6 protein-coding genes are annotated in these 7,645 nt (G+C 34.2%); 1 reads left to right on the top strand and 5 read right to left on the bottom strand.

Features of this window, described 5'->3' with window-relative positions; all coding sequences use genetic code 11:
* A partial coding sequence (locus WKI77_RS06730; protein ID WP_337861062.1) for an MFS transporter occupies positions 1-1,091 on the top strand: 1,091 nt, incomplete at its 5' end.
* 5 nt (positions 1,092-1,096) lie between these two features.
* On the opposite strand, the gene WKI77_RS06725 is transcribed toward WKI77_RS06730, so the two are convergent.
* The 5 genes from WKI77_RS06725 to WKI77_RS06705 form a co-directional block, all read right to left on the bottom strand.
* Complete coding sequence (locus WKI77_RS06725) at positions 1,097-2,512, bottom strand: APC family permease (RefSeq protein ID WP_337861061.1); 1,416 nt, start codon at positions 2,510-2,512, stop codon at positions 1,097-1,099.
* Positions 2,513-2,556: 44 nt separating this feature from the next.
* A complete protein-coding gene (locus WKI77_RS06720; protein ID WP_337861060.1) occupies positions 2,557-3,990 on the bottom strand; it encodes an MFS transporter in 1,434 nt (477 codons plus the stop codon).
* A 104-nt stretch (positions 3,991-4,094) separates the two neighbouring features.
* Positions 4,095-5,195 carry an alkaline phosphatase family protein gene (locus WKI77_RS06715; protein WP_337861059.1) on the bottom strand — a complete coding sequence of 367 codons (1,101 nt, stop codon included), beginning with the start codon at positions 5,193-5,195 and terminating at the stop codon, positions 4,095-4,097.
* A gap of 24 nt (positions 5,196-5,219) precedes the next feature.
* Positions 5,220-6,581 (bottom strand): cobyrinate a,c-diamide synthase, encoded by a 1,362-nt coding sequence (locus WKI77_RS06710; RefSeq protein ID WP_337861058.1) that lies wholly within the window; start codon positions 6,579-6,581, stop codon positions 5,220-5,222.
* Positions 6,571-7,560, bottom strand: a complete 990-nt coding sequence (locus tag WKI77_RS06705; protein ID WP_337861057.1) for a cobalamin biosynthesis protein — start codon at positions 7,558-7,560, stop codon at positions 6,571-6,573. Before WKI77_RS06705 ends, WKI77_RS06710 begins: the two co-directional genes overlap by 11 nt.
* Between the last annotated feature and the right edge of the window lie 85 nt (positions 7,561-7,645).

Below are 7,645 nucleotides of genomic sequence, written 5' to 3'. Positions count from 1 at the left end.
TGATGATGACTACCATCTCACTTTTCTCCAAATATGATTTGCAGTTCAATCAAATTGAGGTTGGATTAACCGAGTCTGTAATGGCACTTGCAACTTTTATTACAACTGCTTTAATAAATTCACACCTTAGCTCAAGGCCTAGAAGGTATTTATTTATCTTTTCTAATGTTGCATTTACAGTAATTCTTGGGCTAATGGAGTTTTCAAATTATATATCAGTATGGATCTTTATATTTGTTGCGGGTCTTGCCTTTGGTGCAATTATGCCCAATATCATTACATCTGCCGGAATGATTACTGATAAAAAAGAAAGAGAAAGAGTTCTTGGAATATATACACTTGCATTAAGCGTTAGCCTTATTGCCGGGCCTGCCTTTGAATCTTATATATTAACATTTGAGCCACTCAGAATTATATTCCTATTTTTCGTGCCATTTGGAATTGTTGCTTCCGTTCTTTCTCCGTTTTTGAAATTTCCAGACAAAAAGGATGAGATCAGGAAAACAAAAATTAATGTTTTTAAGGAACCTGGATTTAAAGTTTCACTTTATGCAATTCTTGCATATAATATAATATTTGCATTGCTAATTACATTTGGTGGAATATACGCAAAAAGCGTATTAAAACTAAGCCTTTCCGATGTTTCACTTTTATTTACCGGTTTTTTCCTGGTATCTTTTTCAGCACGGCTTTTTATATCTTACAGAGCTCCTGAAAGCCTCTGGCATTACATTGGAACTGCAATGATTATCACAATAACAGGCATAATATTTCTATTTCTTGGAACAACTGCCCTAATATATATTATTGCATACTTATTGCTTGGAATACCTCATGGCATAACGTATCCTTTATCAATTGTATCAATTAGCAGAACTTTTGACATGTCATACAGGAATATGGCAAACAGTTACTTTTTCTCCATAATGATGGCAATTGGAATAGTAACTCCTTCTGCTGGTGGCCTTGTGGAAAATCTTATTGGATTCAGATATATGTTTTTAGCTCTTGTTCCATTAGTAATATTTCTGCTGTTTGCTTCAAATAAAAATATAAAAATGATGGAATTGAAAAATAAAGCTCTAAATTGAAATTATTATTTCGGCTCCAGAGCCTCTTCTTCTATTGACATTTTAGCAGCATTCCTGACTTTATCAGGATGTATTTTATATTCAATAAAGGTTAAAAGCCCGGCTACTGGAATCCAGGAAACCCCAATATAAACAGCTATATTATCAGGATACTTCCCTGGAGAAAGCAGGGTTCCTACCATTATAATAACAAGTATTAATATTCCAATAACCGGAATTATCACATGCTCTATGATTTTAAGTTTATGCAAACGCCTCATCATTATAGGCAAAGATATTGATGCGATAATATGTTCAGTATATGCTGCATATGCATTTATCAGTAGCATCATAAGACCACCAGCAACGGGGCCAAATAATACTCCGAAAATCACAGCTATTACAAATGATAATATAAATATAACAAGTGCGGCATTTGATGGTGTTTTATACTTTTTATGTATTCTTGCGATACTTTCCGGAAGGAAGAGAATGCCATCTCGAGCAAAACTGTAAAATATTCTCGAATCGGCATTGCTGACAGATATATTGTATCCCATGAAGCTGTTGACAGTAACAAGGACAAGCAAAATATAGATAACTGGATTTAACCGCCTGAAGAGTATAACGCCGGGGTCAGCACTGTGGTAAAATGATGCCATGGCAGATGGCCCCCAGCCAATGGTAAAAGCGTATGATACTATTATTAGAGTTATGCCCGAGAGTATAACTGTTCCAATCAGTGCCTTTTTTATAGTTTTTTGTGGTGTTATTGCCTCCTCCCCCATTGCCGTTATTGAAACTGTTGTGCCGAAATACAAAATCATGGAATAAATCATGGCAAAAAGAAGCTGAGAAGCCCCTGTAACATATTTTGTCCCGAATACTGCAAGTGTATTCAGCTTTCCGGCATTGACTATTATCATGGCAGAACCGATAAGCAAAACTGCAACCTCTATAATTCCTCCTGCTATTTGATAATCTGTTGATATTTTCATGCCTCTGTGTGTAAATATAAATGAAATTAATGCTGCAAAAAATGCTACTGGAAGCCAGAATAATATTCCTTTATATGTAGGGTCAAGAAGGGTGATAAAGGCTGCAAGGCCTAAAAAGCCAAAACTTCCGTAACCTATGAGACCATAAAACGCCATATTCCATGCCTGGAATGTTCCGGCAATGCCTCCAAGCCCTTTACCCGCAAATGTATAATACGATCCTGCTGAATTAACATGCTTCGAAAACTGGTATCCGGTATTCATTATAAATAAATATGCGAAAACACCCAGTAATAGTGCCAGTGGAGTTGCACCAAGTGCAAATTCTACCACTCCCGTTAATAAATATGCAGCATCAGCGGCAACAGATAAAGTTCCCATTGCCTGCCATACAAGCCTGAATCCTCCAAGTGAATTTCTCCTTAGATATTCGGTTTCAACCATAAACATTCAAGAGTAATGCATATTTAAGGTTTTATGATAGGAAATTAACTTTTTGCACTGTTTTTCTTAATTAATGCGGTGAATATAAATCCACAAATTACAAATATAACTCCTATCAAGTATATATAATTATATGCAGTAGCGTCAGGAAATGGTTCCTGGATTTTGTACAGAATACCGTCAATTACTGTTACTCCCACTGTTACCTTCACTGTATACATAGTTTCAAGGGCTCCTCCAACAGCAGGAGCAATAGACATGCCAATATCTCTGAATACAGTATTCATGCCGGTTGCCTCACCGGCTTTTTCTCTGGGAGTTGATGTTAATAATACATTGATAATGCCAACAAGCATCATTGATATTCCAGCACCGACAAACATTGTATCTACAAGTATTTCTGGTATTGTAGCCCTGTACATGTATAAAAGTCCAAAGCCTATAACATCAACAGTTAAACCGATTAATATGGATAATCTTGCGCTTCTTTTTTTTATGATTTTTGCCGCAACAGGTGCGAATATCATATTCATAATGGTGGCAGGGAATAAGATAACCCCTGAAATAAAAACAGTCTTTCCAAATCCACTTGGTGATGGGTCTTGCAAAAGGGTTGGTACAGTGAAAAAGAGAAAATACATAGCAGCCATTGCAAATAAGCCAACTATATTTGCTAAAAATATATTTCTCTTCTTTAAAAGCTTCATGTCTATAAAAGCGTATTTGTAATGGCTTTCAAAATAGGTAAAAGTTACAAAAAGAACGAATGACAGAATGAATATTCCAATTATAAGATGGGAATACCACCCATAATGCTGCCCTTCTGACAATCCGAATATAAGAAGCACAAGGCCAGTTCCAAGCATTGCCACGCCGGCAAAATCAATTTTCTGTTTTCCAGTTACAGTATTTTCTTTAACATAAATATATACGAGAACTAATAAGATTATTGCAACAGGTATAGCAGTATGGAAATCCCATTGCCAGCCCAGTGTTTCAGTTATATAGGAACCAAGAACAAGCCCTATTCCTGAACCTATGGCAAAGGTAGCACTCATAATTCCCTGGGCAAGTGCCAGTTTCTCTCTTGGCACTACGTCATTTATGATTGCAAAGGCTATGGGTATCATTCCAAAGCCAAGGCCCTGAACTGCACGTACTGCTATTAACTCATCCAGCGTATGCGTGAACCCACCAAAGGATACAGCTACAGTATAAATTATTCCAAGAATTAAAAAAATCTTCTTTTTGCCCACTATATCCGCAACTTTGCCGAAAATGGCTGCAGATACTGTACCACTTATAATATAAGCAGTAAGAATCCATGAAACATTGGTATATGTGGTATGAAAATCTTTAATGAATGTTGGAATTGCAGGAACAATCATTGTTTCTACATATATTATTAGCAGACCAGAGAAAGCCATTAAGGCTATTGTAATGTTTATTGATCTTTTAGACATTGGTGTTTCTTGCATTGTTTGGTAATTAAATATATATAAATAAATGTTTTCTAAAACGAAACAATACAAATTCGCATTATATATTAAATATTAAAATATATAAATTCAATTTCAACCCGTCAGGCAACGATTACCGGAATTTCCATTTCATCCTGCAGTAGTCCGCTGTGTGCACCTTTCATTGTATATTTTCTCTGATTTAATGGGAAATGGTATATATCATTATTTTTGGATATGCCTATTAATCCGGGTAGATTTGGCAAAGTTCTTTCGTCTATTTTCCCTAATAGTTTAGAGTATTCATTATTTCCTTTAACAACAAGTTCCAGGCCATTATAGTGTTTTTCCATATATTCTTTGATTTCTTTGCTGTTTTCAAGGAATAAGGCTCTTGAATCGCCATATGGAGGAAGTATGGATATATTCATTAATTCTGAATCATTTCCCATATTTACAGTATTTTCAACCTCAACATGGCCATGATCTGCTGTTATTACAAAGTCATAATCGGGATATTTTTCCATGATAGCTGAAAGCCTCTGAAGTATATATCTTGCAGTTTCAACCGTATTATCATTGTAAGGCCCGAGCTTATGTGCAATTTGATCCACTTCCGGCAGGTAAAATGATATGAAATCTTTTTTGCTTTTTAAGTTTTCTTCAAGAACGTAGAAGCTGTGGAAAATATTTGAAAATGTATCCGTTCCATTTTTTCCATATAAAAGATTTGAAAACGATGTGTTATTAATAAATCCAGGAATGATATTAACAGTGGAATAACCTGCCCTGTTCAATGATGTTATTTTTGATTCTGAATTGAATATGGTGCTCATGGGGTATGCCCTTTCCATGGAATCGCGCATATATGCTGCAGATGATGTGTAGCCAAGAATGTTTACTATTGCACCAACCTGCTTTATATACAATTGATATCCTATTATTCCGTGCTGTCCTGGATATTTATTCAAAAAGAATGATGATAAAGCATTTGATGTTGTAGAAGGAAATACGGATGTACCTTTAATTTCATTTTTGAATTTAATGCCTGTTCTTTTATATATGTTCCAGCCAAGTCCATCCAGTAAAATAAAACACAGTTTTTTATTTCTATAATTCAGGCCAATGCCTTCTGATTCTGTTTTTAATCCAAAGTGGCTGAATATATCGCTTGAAAGGTTTACAAGTGTTTTATCTTCTGGAATTATAAAATTATTATCCATATTTCTATATGTTTTAATTATATATTATTCCACTGTTCTGGATTTTCTGTAATCAGTGCTACTTTTTACAAATCTTTTGGCAAAATTCTGGTTGGAAGGGAAATATAAGTGGGCATAGCCTGCAACAAGCTCTTTATATGCATAACCATCAGAATTGCCATTTTGAAATTTGTATGCCTCATCATGGCCTTCATCAAAAACTATTCGGGAATAATGAAATTCATGTCCGATGATTCTCTCATTATTTTTTAAAAACGGGATTTCAGAAGCTGGCCGAATTTCCCTGTAGCCAAGAGAAAGGGTTTCCATATTTGTTTTTGCAGGTATTGATCCTACCATAGAATATTCTTTTCCATCAATATTTATTGACCTTGATAAATACATATATCCACCACATTCGGCGAATACAGGCATTCCATCTTCTATTTTCCCTTTTATTTGCAATAGCAATTGCTTATTACTGGAAAGTTCTTTAGCATAAAGTTCAGGATATCCACCACCAATGTATATTCCATCCACATCCGGAAATGCATCTTTAAACGGATCAAAATAAACTATTTTTGCTCCATATTTTTCAAGAAGTTCCAGATTTTCATTATAATAGAAGGTAAAAGCTTTATTATATGCTATTCCTATTTTGCATTTCTCTTTTATTTTATAATTATAAATCACTGGCTTATATTTTTTATCTGGAACGTTGCTTGATCCTATTTTTATTATTTCATTAATATCGATGTTATTTTTTATTATAGATGATATATTATTCAGATAATTTTTATCCATTTTATTTTCAGCTGTTGTCACCAGGCCTAAATACCGGGAATCTATTTTCAAAGTTTTATCCTTTTTAATGCAACCTACAACTTTGATCCCCGTAATTTTCTCAATGGCATTTTCAACCATATTGCAATGAAAATCAGAACCTCCTCTATTCAGTATTATCCCTTTAAGCTTTAATCTCCTGTCAAAGCTTTTGAATCCCTGGACAAGAGCCGCAGCACTTCTTCCTGATGCAGATATATCTATTACCATTATTACTGGAAGATTCAGAATCAATGATATATCAAATGAGCTTCCTTTGTTAGAATCCCATGATTTACCATCAAAAAGGCCCATAACACCTTCTACTATTGATATGTCTTTGCCGGCAGAATTATGGTAATATATTTCTTTTACTGTATTTGAATTCCCCATAACAGTGTCAAGATTGTATGATTTATTTCCAGTTGCTAACCGGTGAAATCCCGGGTCTATATAATCAGGGCCAACTTTGAATGGCTGTACTTTAAAGCCAAGATCTGTAAGTGCTTTCATAATTCCAGTTGACACTGTAGTTTTTCCGGTACCACTGGATGGTGCAGCAATCATTATGCCATTAGTTCCCATGAAGAAACACCGATACTGTAACGTTATTAATAATTTCCTTAATTACCAGCTCTTTGCCACCCGATGATGCAATTCTGGCTGCAGCATTGGCAACCGAATACGCTCCGGTGGCATTATATACTGCAGTGGATTTTGTAACTGAGTTTTTATTTAATATTTCAGCAGTATAATAGTTTATAGGGCATTTAAGTTCTTCAGCAAGAAGGTTCATGCCTGCATTTCCCCTCTTTATGTCTATAGTAGAGAGAGATCTTATTGCATCAATATAAAAACCATGATTTTCAAATACTTTATTTATTCCATGTTTCAAATCAGAATATGAAGCATCACTGGAAAATCCAATTCCAATATCAAAAACTTCAGGAACCATTATTATTCCTGTTTCATCATTTTCTTTTTCATATGATATTATAATTTTGTTGCCTGTTCCAGAATTTTTTAGTTCAGGAATTTTAATGTAAGTTTTATTTATTATATTTACACCATCACCTGAAATAATATCGCCTGATATTTTTGCAATATTTTGAGTGTTTTTTATATGCATCTTATATTTTTCAGCTATAGTCTCAATAGATAGAACGTTATTTAGTTCCGAAGCGGTTGTTATTACAGGAATGGCATTCAATATATTTGCAAGCTTTTTTGCCATTGCGTTTGAACCGTGATGCCCACCAATTACTGGTATTACAAATTTGCCTGAATCATCTATTGCTATTATCTGCTGATCCTCAAATTTATTTTTTAAGTACGGTGATATAGTTCTCACAACTGCGCCAAGTGCCATTATAAATATGATTATATCATAATTTGTAAAGAGTTCATCTTTAATTTCCTTGATTAAATTAAACTTTATAGAATTTGCAATAGGCTGTGATCTTGGATTTGCAAAAATAACCGATGGAATATTTTCAGATATCTTTTTGCTGATTTTACTTCCATTTTTTGTTATAGCGACTATTGCTATTTTCATGTCCTCCATTTATGATTATAGAATATAGCATAATATATTTACGCAGTTAATTTATTATTGCAATGTCTTGCAAAATTCTGCTTTTAATACATTA

It is taken from the genome of Ferroplasma sp. (assembly GCF_037442045.1).
In the GTDB taxonomy this organism is placed as follows: Archaea; Thermoplasmatota; Thermoplasmata; order Thermoplasmatales; family Thermoplasmataceae; genus Ferroplasma.
This window is presented reverse-complemented; position numbering and strand designations above follow the sequence as displayed.